General features: G+C 68.3%; 14 protein-coding genes. 11 read left to right on the top strand and 3 right to left on the bottom strand.

Annotation, left to right across the window (positions count from 1 at the left end):
* Positions 1-37: 37 nt before the first annotated feature.
* On the bottom strand, positions 38-913 hold the full coding sequence (locus tag RMP06_RS07395) for a substrate-binding periplasmic protein (protein WP_310461130.1): 876 nt from the start codon (positions 911-913) through the stop codon (positions 38-40).
* A gap of 25 nt (positions 914-938) precedes the next feature.
* A complete protein-coding gene (gene pedF / locus RMP06_RS07390) occupies positions 939-1,415 on the bottom strand; it encodes a cytochrome c-550 PedF (RefSeq protein WP_310461129.1) in 477 nt (158 codons plus the stop codon).
* Between the two features lie 267 nt (positions 1,416-1,682).
* Here pedF and RMP06_RS07385 point away from each other — a divergent pair, with 267 nt between their 5' ends.
* Entirely contained in the window at positions 1,683-3,800 is a 2,118-nt protein-coding gene (locus RMP06_RS07385; protein ID WP_310461128.1) for a sigma-54-dependent Fis family transcriptional regulator, read from the top strand.
* A 19-nt stretch (positions 3,801-3,819) separates the two neighbouring features.
* Here RMP06_RS07385 and RMP06_RS07380 read toward each other — a convergent pair whose 3' ends face one another.
* Positions 3,820-4,785, bottom strand: a complete 966-nt coding sequence (locus RMP06_RS07380; protein WP_310461127.1) for a hypothetical protein — start codon at positions 4,783-4,785, stop codon at positions 3,820-3,822.
* A 204-nt stretch (positions 4,786-4,989) separates the two neighbouring features.
* Here RMP06_RS07380 and RMP06_RS07375 point away from each other — a divergent pair, with 204 nt between their 5' ends.
* The 10 genes from RMP06_RS07375 (at position 4,990) to RMP06_RS07330 (ending at position 13,258) form a co-directional block, all read left to right on the top strand.
* Positions 4,990-5,835, top strand: a complete 846-nt coding sequence (locus RMP06_RS07375; RefSeq protein WP_310461126.1) for an MBL fold metallo-hydrolase — start codon at positions 4,990-4,992, stop codon at positions 5,833-5,835.
* A gap of 139 nt (positions 5,836-5,974) precedes the next feature.
* The gene (locus RMP06_RS07370) at positions 5,975-6,724 is read left to right on the top strand and encodes an ABC transporter ATP-binding protein (RefSeq protein WP_310461125.1); all 750 of its coding nucleotides are present in this window, start codon (positions 5,975-5,977) and stop codon (positions 6,722-6,724) included.
* Positions 6,721-7,713, top strand: coding sequence for a PQQ-dependent catabolism-associated beta-propeller protein (locus tag RMP06_RS07365; RefSeq protein ID WP_310461124.1), 993 nt, complete (start codon positions 6,721-6,723; stop codon positions 7,711-7,713). Before RMP06_RS07370 ends, RMP06_RS07365 begins: the two co-directional genes overlap by 4 nt.
* 8 nt (positions 7,714-7,721) lie before the next feature.
* The gene (locus RMP06_RS07360) at positions 7,722-8,891 is read left to right on the top strand and encodes a type 1 periplasmic-binding domain-containing protein (RefSeq protein WP_310461123.1); all 1,170 of its coding nucleotides are present in this window, start codon (positions 7,722-7,724) and stop codon (positions 8,889-8,891) included.
* Positions 8,888-9,724, top strand: coding sequence for an ABC transporter permease (locus RMP06_RS07355; protein WP_310461122.1), 837 nt, complete (start codon positions 8,888-8,890; stop codon positions 9,722-9,724). The genes RMP06_RS07360 and RMP06_RS07355 overlap by 4 nt, the downstream gene beginning before the upstream one ends.
* On the top strand, positions 9,721-10,422 hold the full coding sequence (locus RMP06_RS07350) for a MotA/TolQ/ExbB proton channel family protein (protein WP_310461121.1): 702 nt from the start codon (positions 9,721-9,723) through the stop codon (positions 10,420-10,422). Before RMP06_RS07355 ends, RMP06_RS07350 begins: the two co-directional genes overlap by 4 nt.
* 3 nt (positions 10,423-10,425) lie before the next feature.
* On the top strand, positions 10,426-11,046 hold the full coding sequence (locus RMP06_RS07345) for a hypothetical protein (RefSeq protein ID WP_310461120.1): 621 nt from the start codon (positions 10,426-10,428) through the stop codon (positions 11,044-11,046).
* A gap of 19 nt (positions 11,047-11,065) precedes the next feature.
* Positions 11,066-11,560, top strand: coding sequence for a hypothetical protein (locus RMP06_RS07340; RefSeq protein ID WP_310461119.1), 495 nt, complete (start codon positions 11,066-11,068; stop codon positions 11,558-11,560).
* Positions 11,560-12,270, top strand: a complete 711-nt coding sequence (locus tag RMP06_RS07335) for a hypothetical protein (protein WP_310461118.1) — start codon at positions 11,560-11,562, stop codon at positions 12,268-12,270. The genes RMP06_RS07340 and RMP06_RS07335 overlap by 1 nt, the downstream gene beginning before the upstream one ends.
* Positions 12,271-12,274: 4 nt before the next feature.
* Complete coding sequence (locus tag RMP06_RS07330; protein WP_310461117.1) at positions 12,275-13,258, top strand: tripartite tricarboxylate transporter substrate binding protein; 984 nt, start codon at positions 12,275-12,277, stop codon at positions 13,256-13,258.
* Positions 13,259-13,476: the final 218 nt, after the last annotated feature.

Here is a 13,476-nt window from a genome sequence, read left to right as displayed (position 1 = left end):
GGGCGGGATTATCCGCGCCCCCGGCGCCGAGAGGCGGTCAGACCCGCTGCCAATCCAGATTGGCCCGCGCGAACATCGCCTTCAGTTCGCCTTTCTCAGCCAGCCCGTTCAGGCCGGCCTGCAAGGCTTCGGCGAGGTCGGTGGCGTCCTTTTTCACGGCCATGCCGACGGCCCAGCCGTCCTTGGGAGCGCGTGGCATCGGGATCGGCGCGATCGCGAAGCGCGGATCGCCACGCAGCACCGACTCGATCTCCGAACGCATGCCGGCCGCTGCGGCCACCTCGCCTCGCTGCAGCATCTGTGCAGCTGCGACGCCATCGGGGATCTTGGTGATCAGCTTCTCGCTCAGGGCACCCGAATCCGCACCGATCATCAGCCAGCCCGCCAGCGACAGCCCCGGCACCGCCGAGCGCACCGCCCGCAGCGGCTCCAGCGAGTCGAGCGTCGGCAGTTTCGACAGGTCACGGGCGACCACCACCCGCTCGCGCCAGTAGGGACCGAAGATGCTGACGCGCGGGTTGTCCTGCATCAGCGGACGCTCGACCGGCACATGCAGCAGCACATCCGCCGGGCCATAGCCGAGGTAGTGGCCCTTCCAGACCATGTTGCGCAGGTCGTCGTTCATGTTGTCGTCGGCCGGGAACGGCAGCAGCGACACCTCGACGCCCAGCGCGCCGGCCAGCGCCTTGGCCAGCTCGATCTCGATGCCCTGGCCCTTGACATGAAAGGGCGGCAGGTCGTTGTACAGGCCGACGCTCAACCGGCCGCGCTCGCGCACCTTGGTGAGCGCGGACTTGTCCTGTGCGCTGGCGCTGCCGACACCCAGCAGGCCGCCAAGCGTGCCAATCGCCAGTGCGGAGGTTTTGCCGAGGAAGGTACGGCGATCGGCCGGCTTGTCGTGGGAAGGGTGCATGGGTGTCGGTCTCCGGGTGCGTCGATCAGGGCAGCGGCTTTTCGCGGCGGGTTTCCAGATAGGCCTTGAGGGCCCACATGGCTTCCTGGCTGATCATGCCTTCGAAGGGGGGCATGTAGACCGCGCCGTTGCGGACCTTGCCGTGGCGGACGCTGTTCAGGTAGTACTCGTCCATTTCCTTGACGCAGGCGTTGCGCTTCTTGTCGTCCTTGACGCTCACGCAGTCATTGTCGAGCTTGCGCAGGTCCGGGGCGATGCCACCGGAAATGGCTTCCAGACCGTGACAGCGGGCGCAATTCTGGTTGAAGGCTGACGAGCCGATGGCGACCGCCTTGTCGTTCTTGCGGTACGGGTTTTCAGCGCGCCAGTCGGCACCCAGCTGTGGCAGGCTGGTCGTGTCCACAGCCTGCGGGGTCACGTCGCCGTGGGCCATGGCCGAACCGCCAGCCACGGCACAGAAAGTGGCCAGGATTGCTGCGCGGAAGAGGTTGCCTCGTGCCATTCTTGTCTCCAGAGGGGGGTTTTCAAAAGGGGTTGGCATCGTTTCTGCAATCGCTGTGCCAAGCACGGCCAGTGCCGCCGATGCCACGCTGAAACAAGGGTCTGTCCGGAGGTGGTACGCCTCGGTTGCTTCTAAATTGCGCGGCAGTGGCTCGGAATACCCTCTGCTGTGACAAGGCAACGAACTGGGTGTGCGAATAGATGACAGTGGCCGACGGGTGACAATGGGTCGCTCGCCCCCTCGGATGAGATGACAGGAGACAAGACCATGGCAGGCCCCTACACACCGGCTTCGGCTGGCATCCGCTTGCGTGCAGCACAGGGCGACGCACGCCGGCCGATCGCGTCGGCGCTGCCGCTGGACCACAGCCATGTCTCGAAGATCGACAACTCGCACGAACGCTGCGCAGCCCTCGGCCTGTCGCGCATCGAGCGGCTGGACTTCTCGCCGCTGGGCCGCACGGATCTGGTCGTGGCGCGCGAGCGCAACCAGCGCCTGTACGCCCACGCCGCGCCCGTCATGGAGATGCTGCACGAGCAGATCGTCAACAGCGACTCGATGGTGGTGCTGTGCGACGCCACCGGCACGATCATCCACTCCATCGGCGACCACGATTTCCTGAACCGCGCCTCCAAGGTCGCCCTGCAGCCCGGCGTGAACTGGTCCGAGCAGGCCAAGGGCACCAACGCCGTCGGCACCGCGCTGATCGAGGAGTCGCCCACGCTCGTCCATGCCGACGAGCACTACATGCACGCCAACCACTTCCTGACGTGTTCGGCCGCTCCGATCCTCGATCCGCGCGGCAACATCCTCGGCGTGCTCGATGTCTCCGGCGATCAGCGCACCTACCACCAGCACACGATGGGCCTGGTGAAGATGTCGGCGCGGATGATCGAGAACCACTGGCTCACCGACGACTACCGCAACGTGATGCGGCTGCACTTCCACAGCCGGGTCGAGTTCATCGGCACGCTGATGGAGGGCATCCTCGCCGTCAGCCAGGACGGCAAGCTCGTCGGTGCCAACCGCGGCGCGCTGGAGCAACTGAGCCTGAGCGGCGCTGCGTTGCGCATGCACTCGCTGTCCACCCTGTTCGGCACCAGCGTGTCGGCGCTGGTCGATCGCTTCCGCTCCCCACTGGCGCAGCCGCAGCCGGTCGAGCTGTCCAATGGCCGGCAGTTCCACGTCTACGCCCGCTTCAACTGGCCCGTGTGGCACGGCATGGAAAGCGCCGCGCAGGTCAACGATGTCACGCCCGTGGGCGAGGCCCCGGGTGCTGGCTCCGCGCCCGCTGCAGCCGCCCGCGAACCGTCGGCCCGCAGCGGTGCGGCGTCCGGTGAGCGGGCGGGTCTGTCTAGCCTGATCACCGGCGACGCGCAGGTCGGCACCCTCGTGGACAAGATCCGCCGCGTCATCAACCGCGACATCCCCATCCTCATCCTCGGCGAGACCGGCACCGGCAAGGAGCTGCTCGCCCGCGCCATCCACCAGGATTCCGAGCGTGCCCGCCAGCCCTTCGTGGCGGTGAACTGCGCGTCCATTCCCGAGACGCTGATCGAGGCCGAGCTGTTCGGCTACGAGGAGGGCGCTTTCACCGGGGCGCGGCGCAAGGGGGCGGTCGGCAAGATCGTGCAGGCCAATGGCGGCACGCTGTTTCTCGACGAGATTGGCGACAGGCCGCTGACCTTGCAGGCGCACCTGCTGCGCGTGTTGCAGGAGCGCCAGGTCACCCCGCTGGGCAGCGCCAAGGCGGTGTCGGTGGACGTGATGCTGGTCTGCGCCACGCACCGCAACCTGCGCGAGATGATCGAGCAGAAGTCCTTCCGCGAGGATCTGTACTACCGGCTCAATGGCCTGGCCGTGCGCCTGCCGCCGCTGCGCGAGCGCAGCGACCTGATGCCACTGGTCGAGCGCATCCTGGAGCGCGAGAACCCGGACCGCCGCCTGCGCCTGAGCCCGGACGTGTTGCGCCTGTTCCAGGGCTACCACTGGCCGGGCAATGTGCGCCAGCTTTTCAATGTGCTGCGCACCGCCAGCGTCATGGCCGCCGGTGACACGACCATCACCCGCGACCACCTCTCGGACGATTTCATCGACGACGCTCGCCACGCCTCGGTGCAGCGCCCGGCGGTGGTGGCGGCGGCACCTGAACCGGATCCGGTGGCGCAGCGCGCAGCCGTGGCGGAGGTGTCGGCCGCAGCGGCGCCCGCAACTGCTCCGTTCCCGGCCCATGACCAGGCGGGGCGGTCGCTGGAGGACATCGAGCTGCAGTCGATCCAGCGTGCCGTGGATGCTGCGGGCGGCAACATCTCCGTCGCTGCCAAGCAGCTCGGCATCAGCCGCAACACCATCTACCGCAAGCTGCGCTGGAAGACACCGCGCTGAGCGGCGCCGGGCGGACGCACTACCAGCGGGCTTCGGCTTCGCGCCAGGCATGCTGCCAGTTGAGCTGGTGGCGTGCGCTACGGTTGACCGCTTCGGACACGCCCGGTAGCGCGGGCGCTGGATCGGACTCCGGCATTCCCCGCGCTTGCGCTTCGTCGATGGCCCTGCGCAGCGTTGCCAGGTAATGCCGGTGTTCGCTGGGTGCCGTGGCGGGCTGCACCGGACCTTGCTCAGGGATCCAGCGTGTTGCATCACGGCCTGCACCCTGCATGTCCACGACGTGCTGTTCCATCTGTTGCCATGCCCGCTCCAGATGCGCGGAATCCGCATCGCGCAGGTCCGGTGCGCCGTCGGCCCAGAGCAGGCCGTGGGCGGTGCTCAGGTGCGCACGCGGCAGGGACCAGAGCGTGACCGTGGTGCTGTCCGAGCGTTGCAGGCGCTGCCAGCGCAGCGGCCCGAGCGTCCCATGGTCGCCGTGCAGCAGGTGCCGGGGCAGGGCGATCGTGGCCCTGCCGAGGTCACCCGCCGAGGTGCCCAGCCGCAGTCGCAGCCGCTCGATGCAGCGCGGGCAGCGTTCCTGCATCGCCGCGGCCACATCGGCGTGTGCCCAGCGCCGCGCCCTCGGCAATCCGGCCTGGCCCAGCACCAGTTCCGGCCGTGGCCACGGCGCCACGACATCGGTGACGCGGCGGCCGGTGGCGTGCTGCAGCGCGCAGTCCAGCGCCTGGGCGTAGGCGACCAACGGCCCGCTCCCGATCAGCCACAGCCGCGCCCCGTCGCGCACTGCCAGCAGGTTGGACACCGCGCCGTGGTTGGCCGGGGTGGTGTCGCCCTCCGCGCCGGGAACCAGCCAGGCACCAGGGGCGAGCGACAGTACCCGGACGACCGGCCCGCGGCACGCCGGACCTGCGTGTACCACACCGGCCAAGGCGATCAGAGCGGCCTGCAAGCCGCGCTGCGCGGCAGTTGTCCAGTTCCGGGGCATTCGGGTTATCACTGTGTCATGGTTGAGGCGGCGTTGTTCCTCATTGGAACAACTGGGCTGTAACGGGGGTGCAAGGGGGGAGCAGCAGCGCGCTGCAAGAGCCGAACTATCGGGATCAGCCTTCGGCATGGCTCTTGCAAAAAACCGGACGAAACGACTGTATGCAGTCGCGTGTTCAATGTGAGGACCATGAGGGGGGACTTCATGAAACTGGTTGTACTCAAGGGCGGGGACGAAGCGGTGCCGTTGACGCAGTGTGCCCGTACCGTGCTGGCATCGACGCGCACGCCGGGCGCTGTCGCCCTGTCGGGGGATGGGCTGCACTGGGTGCTCATCAACGTTTCGCCCTCGGTGGCCACGCAGTTGTCAACCGACGCTCGGCTGCTGCGGCATGCCGGGCTGCCGGATGCCGCCGTGCGGGCCGTCGTGCTGACCGATGCGCAGGTGGACCATGTCACCGGCCTGCTGAGCCTGCGCGATGGGGCGCCGATCCATCTCTATGCCACACCGGCCGTGTTCGAGGAGCTGACGCACGCACTGCCTGTGCTGCCGCTGCTGGAGCATTACTGCGGCGTGCAGTGGCACGTCATCCCGGTGGCCGGCGAATCGCGCGAGGCGGTGTTCCAGATCGAGGGTCAGCCGACGCTTGAATTCACCGCCATCGCCACCGACGGCCCCTTGCCGCGCCACGCGGCGCAGCCGGCGTCGGCCGAGGTGGGTGAGACCATCGGGCTGGCCGTGCGCGATCTGGTGACCGGGCAGCGATTTTTCTGCGCACGCAGTCTGGCCGCGGCCGGCTTCGAGGCGGTGGAGTGGATGCAGCAAGCCGACTGCCTGCTGCTCGGCGACGACCGCGTTGACGCCTGGCCCGACGATTCCGAGTCGGGCGTGGCGGGCCGGGGCATGTTCGCGCAGCTTGACCGGGTTGGCGCACGCCGCAAGGTGCTGATGGCGATGCCGGAGTGGGACGCCGGGTCGGGCCGACCGGCAGTGGATCTGGCCCGGCACGGCGTCGAACTGGCTGCGGACCGAATGGAAATCAACCTCTGAGCGCTGGCCGCCTGCCGTCTGCGATGCCTGAATGGAACACTCGGGTGCCGGATCTTGGTGTAAGTCCGGGCACGACGCCCGGATCTCGGGCCTGTACAACCCGGACTGTGATGAATTCCGCTGCTTCCTGCCCTCTGCCATGCTGCGTCTCCAAGGTCTGATCAAGCGTTATGGCGACCGCACGGCGCTGGCCGGACTGACGCTGGCGCTGCCAGCCGGCCAGTTCGTCGCGCTGCTCGGCCCGAACGGCGCCGGCAAGTCCACGCTGTTCCAGGTGCTCACGGGCCTGTTCGTCGCCGACGAGGGCGAGGTCGAGGTGGCCGGCCAGTCGCTGCGGCACTCGGCGGTGCGGGCGCTGCGCGACATCGGCGTGGTGTTCCAGCAGATGTCGCTGGACCTGGACCTGTCGGTCGAGCGCAACCTGCGTTTTCACGCCGATCTCCATGGCCTGCCACGCGCCGTCACCACCGAGCGGTTGGTCGAAGGCTGCCGCGCACTCGGGTTGGAGAAGGATCTGGCCCGCCCGGTGCGCGAGTTGTCCGGCGGCAACCGGCGCAAGGTGGAGCTGGTGCGCGCCCTGCTGCACCGGCCCAAGGTGGTGCTGATGGACGAGCCGACCGTGGGGCTGGACCCGAAATCGCGCCACGACCTGCTTGCGGCGATCCGGGCCGACGTGGCCGCACGGGGCACGACTGTGCTGTGGGCGACCCACCTCGTCGAGGAAGCCGAAGCCGCGGACCGCGTGGTCGTGCTGCACCGCGGCAAGCTGCTGGCCGATGGCACCCCCGCCGAGGTGACGGCCGCCCTCGGTGGCGATCGGCTCGAAGCCGCCTTCATCCGCGCCACCGACACGCCGCCGCCCTCCAACGCTCCGAAGACGACCCCATGAAGAACGTTCCTTGCCTGGTTCCCTGCCTTCCCCGCCTGGCCACGCTGGCTCTGGCCGGTGCATTGTTGTCGCCGCTGGTGCAGGCGCAGACCGCCTACGTGTCCAGCGAGAAGGACCACAACCTGACCGTGATCGACCTGAAGACGCAGGCCGTTACCGGCACGGTGCCCACCTGCAAGCGCCCGCGCCACCTGCAGGTCACCCCCGACGGCAAGAAGCTGATGGTCGCGTGCGGCGAATCGAACGCCGCTGACGTGATCGACCTGGCCACCCGCAAGTCGGTTGGCCGGCTGGCGATCGGCGAAGACCCCGAGGCGTTCGACCTCTCGCCGGACGGCAAGACGCTCTACATCTCGCAGGAGGACGACGCCGCGCTCGGCTTCTTCGACATCGCCAGCGGCAAGTTCACCCGCACCGTCGAGGTCGGCAAGGAGCCGGAGGGCGTCAAGGCATCGCCCGACGGCAAGCTGGTCTGGGTCACTTCCGAGGTGGCGAACATGGTCCACGTCATCGACACCGCCACCGGCAAGGTCATCAAGAACGTCAAGGTTGGCAAGCGCCCGCGCCGCCTTGCGCTGACACCGGATGGCAGCCAGCTCTGGGTCACCAACGAGATGTCGGCCAGCGTCAGCATCCTCTCGACCAAGGACTGGTCGGTGATGGACACGGTGAAGTTCGAGGTCAAGGGCGCCCGCAGCACCGACATCACCCCCGTTGGCATCACGATGACCCGCGACGGCAAGCAGGCGTTCGTGGCGCTGGGCCGGGCAAACCACGTCGCGTTCGTGGATGTGGCGAGCCGCAAGACGACGGCGCTGGCGCTGGTGGGCAAGCGGGCGTGGAACGTGACGCTGGACAAGGCGGAGAAGCAGTTGCTGGTGGTCAACGGGCTGTCGGATGACGTGACGCTGGTCGATGTGGCGAGCGCGAAGGCGGTCAAGAGCCTGCCGGTGGGGCGGGTGCCGTATGGCGCGGTGATCGTGGAATGAGGCGTGGCATGAAACGCCCGGTCCTCGCCGCGCTCGCTGTGTTGCTGGCTGGCGCTGCCTTTGGGGTGGCGCAGGCGGCCACGTTCAAGCTGACCTTGCTGGTGGCCGCCGACGACACCCGCCTGGAGCGCAGCCGCACCGAACGCGCCTACCTCGGCCACCCCGGCGGCCCGGCGGTGGACGGTTTGCAGGCCGCGCTGAAGGAAGCGAAGTTCGAGCTGGACGCGGCCGGCGCAGCCCTGACGCTGGAGACCGTGCCGGTGGCGAACGCGCAAGCGGCGAAGGACGCGGCGCTGAAGGCGGAGAAGGGCGGGGCGGCGGTGTTGCTGTCCGACTTGCCCGGCGACTGGACGCTGGCGGCGGTCGATGCCGTGAAGCTGCCGGTGCTCAATCTCGGCGACGCCAGCGACCGGCTGCGCGAACAGGACTGCCGCCCGCGCCTGCTGCACCTGCTGCCGAGCGAGCGCATGCGCACCGATGCCTTGGCGCAGACGCTGGCGGCGGCGCGCTGGGGCCAGGTGCTGCTGTTGACCGGCCCGACGCCGCTCGACGCTCAGCGCAGCGCCACGGCGCAGGCGTCGATCAAGCGGTACGGCCTGAAGCTGGTCGCGGCCAAGCCGTTCAAGCTCTCGGGCGATCCGCGCGAGCGGGATCTGGCGAACCTGAAGCTGCTCACGGGCAACGCGACCTACGACGTGGTCTGGGTGGTGGACAGCGACGGCGAGTTCGCCCGCACGCTGCCGTACCGGACCAGCCTGCCGCGCCCGGTGGTGGGCGATGCGGGGCTGACGGCGCTGGCGTGGTCGGCGCAGTTCGAGCGGTTCGGCGCGCCACAGGTCTCGCGCCGCTTCACCAAGGCGACTGGCCGCCCGATGACCGCGCACGACTGGGCGGCCTGGATGGCGGGCAAGGCCATCGTCACGGCCGCCACGGAAGTCCCCAAAGGCCCGGCTGCCGCGCTCGCCAAGGCGCTGACCGACCTCGAATTCGACGGCTCCAAGGGCACCCCGATGAGCTTCCGGGCGTGGGACGGCCAGTTGCGCCAGCCGATGCTGTTGACCGACGGGCAGGGCGTCGTCGCGATGGCGCCGGTCGAGGGCGTGCTGCACCCGAAGAACAACCTCGATACCCTTGGCGCAGACGCCCCCGAGAAACTCTGCAAGGTGGCCCGTCCATGAACCTCGGCCACGCCCTGCAGGCCATGCGTGCCATCGTCTGGCGCGAGATCGCCAAGTTCGCGCGCCAGACCGGGCGGCTGGTGTCGGCGCTGGTGCGTCCGCTGCTGTGGCTGGCGGTGTTCGCAGCGGGTTTCCGCAACGTGTTCGGCCTGGCGATCGCCGAGCCGTATGACACCTACATCGCCTATGACGTGTACATCGCGCCGGGGCTGATCGGCATGGTGCTGCTGTTCAACGGCATGCAGTCGAGCCTGGCGATGGTCTACGACCGCGAGATGGGGCTGATGCGCCTCTTGCTGACAGCGCCGCTGCCGAGGCCGTGGATCCTGTTTTCCAAGCTCACCGCCACCGCCGTGCTGTCGCTGGCGCAGGCGCTGGCCTTCGTCGTGATCGCCTGGGCGATCGGCACCGAGCTGCCGCTGATCGGGCCGCAGACGCCGCACCTGCTGTTCGCGGCGGTGTGCGCGTCGCTGATGCTCGGCGCGCTCGGGTTGCTGCTGAGCGTCCACATCAAGCAGCTCGAAAACTTCGCCGGCACGATGAACTTCGTGATCTTCCCGATGTACTTCATGTCCACCGCGCTTTACCCGCTGTGGAAGCTGGAGGAGTCGGGCGCCGGCTGGGTCTACCAGATCGCGCGCTTCAACCCGTTCACGCACGCGGTCGAGTGGATGCGCTACGCGATGTACGGCAAGGACGCCGGGATGTCGCCGTGGATCGTGCTCGGGACGCTGGCGCTGTGTTTTGCGCTGGCGAGCTGGGGCTATGACCCGCAGCGGGGGTTTGGTGCATTGACCAAACGGGGTGGTGGCGGCGGTGGAGGTCCGGCATGAAGGCATTGACACGGCTGTGGCGCAGCGCGGGCGGGCAGGGCGAGGTCAACGAGCCGCTGCTGCTTGAATGGCTCACGCTCGGCGGTCTGCTGGTCTTCGCGACATGGCTGCTCGGCACACGCGGGGTCTGGCACCTGCTGCTGAGTTCCGACCCGACCGGCCTGACGCTGGTGATCATCGTGGTGTTCGTCGTCTCGACGCTGTGGTGCGGCGGTCGCTCGCGGGAGCTGGAGCGCCAGCGCCGGCTGATGGTGCAGGCGATGTCCACCCGGCACGGAGGTCTGGTGGGCGTCGAGGGCTGGGCGGCCGACTACTGGTCCGCGCTGGCCGCCGCGCCGCGGGATGCGGGCGCGCCGCTCGACCTGCTGATGGACCAGGCGCAAGGCCCGCACCACACGGCGTGGTGGGTCAACGGCATCCAGCTCAAGCTCGGGCTGCTGGGCAAGGTGATCGGCTTCTCGATCCTGGCGATCCAGATCGGCCAGATGCAGAGCTTCGATGCCGCGCAGTCGCAGGACTTGCTGCGCAGCCTGACGTCAGGGCTGGGCGTGGCGCTGCTGACGACGATGGTGGGGCTGGTGGGCAACATCGTGCTGGGGCTGCAACTGACGCGGCTGGACCGGTACGCCGACGCGCTGATCAGCGACTGCCAGCGGGCCGGCCTGACCATCGGCAGCACCACCGGCCGCAGGGACTGAGGCATGGCCACGCGCAGCGGGCGGGGTCGGTCAGGCGGACGGGAGGCCGAGGTCGATCCGTTCTACGACATGTTGTTCAACATGCTGATCGCCTTCGTCTTCTGCTTCATCATCGCCTTGCTGGCGATGAACCCGAAGGCGCTCAAGACCGGCGACATCCCTGCCAAGGCCGAGTACATCGTCACCGTGTCGTGGCCGGACATGAACCCCAACGACATCGACACCTGGGTGCAGGATCCCGGCGGCAACCTCGTCTGGTTCCGCGCCCGCGAGGCCGGGATGATGCACCTCGACCGCGACGACCGCGGGCTGTCGAACGACACCATCGTCGTCAACGGCCAGAAGATCATCAACCCGATCAACCAGGAGGTGGTGACGCTGCGCGGCATCGCCCCCGGCGAGTACACGGTGAACGCGCACTACTACGACACCAAGGACGGGCAGCCGGTGAACGTCACGGTGTCGGTGCTGAAGGTGAATCCGCGGGCCGAGATCGCCTATTACGGACAGGCCACGATCGCGCGCAAGGGCGACGAGGCCACGCTGGTGCGCTTCACCCTGCTGCCTGACGGCAGCGTGGGCAGCGTCAACACATTGCCGCGCACGCTGGTGCAGCGGATGTAAGGCAGAGGAGCGACGAGACATGACACTCGCGGTGGTATTGGGCTGTGTGGTGCTGGCGATGCTGGCGGTGCTGGCGCTGCTGTGGTCGCGCTGGCCGGTGTGGCTCAAGGGGCTGCTGGTGGCGGGCGTGTGCGTGTTTTATTTCTTGGCCGACGAGGCGGTGCATCAGATGTGGGGCTGGCCGAGCACGGATCCGCTGCCGGAGCGGTTCGTGCTGCTGGCGGCCGTGTTCGAGGAGCCGACGACCAAATCGGCCGGGGCGCTTTACGTCTGGGTGCAGGCGCTGGAAAACGGCAAGCCGGGCAAGTCGCCGCGGGCGTATCAACTGCCCTATGCCAAGGACTTGCACGCCCTGCTGAGCGAGGGCGTCAAGAAATCCCGCCAGGGTGTGACCCAGATGGGCACCACCGAGCCCAAGGCCGGCAAGCGCGGGCTGAACTGGCTGCGCCCGGGGTCGGACGAACAGAACGTCAAGATCCGCGACCTGCCCGCGCCGCAATTGCCGGAGAAATGATGCGCGCCACCCTTGCCCCGGCTTTTGCCGTCTGCGTGGGCGCGCTGCTGGCTGGCTGCAGCGAGCCGCCCGGCACGTCGCTGTTTCCACTCGATCAGGGCCGCTCCTGGACCTACCGCCTGACCAGCGAGTGGGAGAACAACACCAGCGAGCGCGAGACGGTCGTGCTCCGCAACGAAGGCCGCGACAGCCTCCTCGATTCGGGCGCGGCCTATCGCCGGCGCAGCGACTCGGGCATCGACTACTGGCTGCGCGCTGACGCGACCGGCATCTACCGCGTCGCCACCAAGATGGACGTGGAGGAAGCGCCGAACCTCGATCCGAAGCCGCGCTACGTGCTCAAGGCGCCGATCGCCGTCGGCACGAGCTGGCCGGCATCGACCACGACCTACCTGCTGCGCCGCCGCGCCGACTTCCCGCCCGAGATCCGCCACAGCCACCCGTCGGTCCCGATGGTCTACACCGTCGAGGCGCTGGATCAGCCGGTGGAGACCCCAGCGGGGGCATTTGCGCACTGCGTCAAGGTGCGTGGCGACGCGAAGCTGAAGCTGTTTTCCGATCCCGTCAAGGGCTGGCAGGACATGCCGCTGACGACGCTGGAGTGGTATTGCCCCGGGGTCGGGCTGGTGCGCGTCGAGCGCAGCGAGCCGGCCAATTCGACCTTTCTGGTGGGTGGCACGATGAAGATGGAACTGATGTCATGGGAATGAATTCATGGATTGGCTGAACCGCCGCCACGCCCTCGGGACGCTGGCGGCTGGCGTGTGCGGGGCGTTTGCTGCGCCGGTGATGGCGCAGGCGGCCGAGCGGTTTCCGGCGCGGCCGGTCACGCTGTGGGTGCCGTGGCCGGCGGGGGGCGCCACCGACGTGACGATGCGCTTGTTGGCCGAGCTGGCGGGGCGGCAACTGGGGCAGCGGGTGATCGTGGACAACCGCGCCGGGGCGGGCGGCACGCTGGTGATGCCGATCCTGCAGCAGGCCGCGCCCGACGGCTACACCATTGCCCAGTTGCCCCAGCCCGTGCTCCGGGCGCCGCATCTGCAGAAGGTGCTGTGGGATCCGATCCGCGACACGACGCCGATCCTGCAGATTTCGGGCGTGACCTTCGGCGTGGTGGCGCCCGGCGGCAGTGCGCTGAAGACGCTGGACGATGTGTTCGCGTGGGCGAAGGCGCATCCGGGCGAGCTGACGGTCTCGACCAACGGGGTGGGCACGACGCCGCATGTGGTGTTCGACGAGCTGTTCGCCAAGCGCGGGCTGGGTTATGTGCATGTGCCGTACAAGGGCACGTCCGAGCAGATGCTGGCGGTGTCGTCCGGGCAGGTGATGGTGGGCATCAACTCCAACGGGTTCGCGCCGTTTGTGGATTCGGGGCGGCTGCGGCTGCTGGTGACGTTCGGCGAGCAGCGCACGAAACGCTGGCCGGCGGTGCCGACGCTGAAGGAACTCGGGCACGGCATCGTGGCCACGTCGCCTTACGGGCTGGTCGGGCCGCGGGGGATGCCGGCGGGGGTGGTGGCGGTGCTGCACGAGGCGTTCAAGGTGGCGATGAACGATCCGGCGCATGTGGCGGAGCTGGCGAAATATGACCAGGAGCTGGCTTATCTCGATTCCGAGGACTATGGGCGCAGTCTCAGGGAGGGGTTTGCGGCGGAGAAGAAGGTGGTGGAGAGGTTGGGGTTGAATAAGGGGGGGTGAGTTGTGGAGCCAAGGTTTCCGTGTGCCGATGATGTTCGCCTGACTGAAGTGTTAGGCGATATAGCGGACAGGTAAAATGGGCTTTGTTGCACAACCCACCCAGCCGGCCGGTGGTCGAGCGGTGAGGTAGGCTGACGGGATGAGCAAGCCGGCGAAGAAGAAGTACACGACGAAGAACTGGTCGCCCTACACGAAGGCGCTGAGAGCCAGGGGGTCGC

The sequence above is a fragment of the Sphaerotilus sp. genome, assembly GCF_031429695.1.
GTDB lineage: Bacteria > Pseudomonadota > Gammaproteobacteria > Burkholderiales > Burkholderiaceae_C > Sphaerotilus.
Note: the sequence above shows the minus strand (reverse complement) of the source record. Positions and strands in the feature narration are given on the sequence as shown.

What these genes read in the sequence shown, in the direction of transcription:
- pedF (WP_310461129.1), bottom strand. Translation starts at nt 1,415, where the DNA reads ATGGCACGAGGCAACCTCTTCCGCGCAGCAATCCTGGCCACTTTCTGT.
- RMP06_RS07345 (WP_310461120.1), top strand. Translation starts at nt 10,426, where the DNA reads ATGGCCACGCGCAGCGGGCGGGGTCGGTCAGGCGGACGGGAGGCCGAG.
- RMP06_RS07375 (WP_310461126.1), top strand. Translation starts at nt 4,990, where the DNA reads ATGAAACTGGTTGTACTCAAGGGCGGGGACGAAGCGGTGCCGTTGACG.
- RMP06_RS07385 (WP_310461128.1), top strand. Translation starts at nt 1,683, where the DNA reads ATGGCAGGCCCCTACACACCGGCTTCGGCTGGCATCCGCTTGCGTGCA.
- RMP06_RS07380 (WP_310461127.1), bottom strand. Translation starts at nt 4,785, where the DNA reads ATGCCCCGGAACTGGACAACTGCCGCGCAGCGCGGCTTGCAGGCCGCT.
- RMP06_RS07330 (WP_310461117.1), top strand. Translation starts at nt 12,275, where the DNA reads ATGGATTGGCTGAACCGCCGCCACGCCCTCGGGACGCTGGCGGCTGGC.
- RMP06_RS07360 (WP_310461123.1), top strand. Translation starts at nt 7,722, where the DNA reads ATGAAACGCCCGGTCCTCGCCGCGCTCGCTGTGTTGCTGGCTGGCGCT.
- RMP06_RS07335 (WP_310461118.1), top strand. Translation starts at nt 11,560, where the DNA reads ATGCGCGCCACCCTTGCCCCGGCTTTTGCCGTCTGCGTGGGCGCGCTG.
- RMP06_RS07355 (WP_310461122.1), top strand. Translation starts at nt 8,888, where the DNA reads ATGAACCTCGGCCACGCCCTGCAGGCCATGCGTGCCATCGTCTGGCGC.
- RMP06_RS07350 (WP_310461121.1), top strand. Translation starts at nt 9,721, where the DNA reads ATGAAGGCATTGACACGGCTGTGGCGCAGCGCGGGCGGGCAGGGCGAG.
- RMP06_RS07365 (WP_310461124.1), top strand. Translation starts at nt 6,721, where the DNA reads ATGAAGAACGTTCCTTGCCTGGTTCCCTGCCTTCCCCGCCTGGCCACG.
- RMP06_RS07340 (WP_310461119.1), top strand. Translation starts at nt 11,066, where the DNA reads ATGACACTCGCGGTGGTATTGGGCTGTGTGGTGCTGGCGATGCTGGCG.
- RMP06_RS07370 (WP_310461125.1), top strand. Translation starts at nt 5,975, where the DNA reads ATGCTGCGTCTCCAAGGTCTGATCAAGCGTTATGGCGACCGCACGGCG.
- RMP06_RS07395 (WP_310461130.1), bottom strand. Translation starts at nt 913, where the DNA reads ATGCACCCTTCCCACGACAAGCCGGCCGATCGCCGTACCTTCCTCGGC.